Annotated in this window: 1 protein-coding gene; it reads left to right on the top strand. The window is 43.5% G+C overall.

Translation table 11 applies throughout. From position 1 onward, the window contains the following. On the top strand, positions 1 to 255 hold a 255-nt coding region (locus M3204_RS23575; protein ID WP_251648974.1), incomplete at both ends, for a transposase.

The following is a 255-nucleotide window of genomic DNA, read 5'->3' as shown; positions in this document are numbered from 1 at the left end:
TGTCCAGCTTTATCAACACGGGGTTGGAGTTCGGCAGGTAGGAAAAATCATGAAAAGCCTTCTTGGCGAACAATACTCCCCAGGAACGATTTCCAATATTACTTCGGCTGTAATGGAGGACGTCATACAATGGCAGAATCGTCCTCTTAATCAACGTTATTGTGCTTTATTTCTTGATGCCTTATTTGTAAAAGTCCGCAGGGATACAGTCGGCAAGGAAGCTGTCTATATTGTCCTAGGTATTACTCCAGAAGG

This window comes from Mesobacillus subterraneus (genome assembly GCF_023715485.1).
Taxonomy (GTDB): Bacteria; Bacillota; Bacilli; order Bacillales; family Cytobacillaceae; genus Mesobacillus; species Mesobacillus subterraneus_B.
Note: the sequence above shows the minus strand (reverse complement) of the source record. Positions and strands in the feature narration are given on the sequence as shown.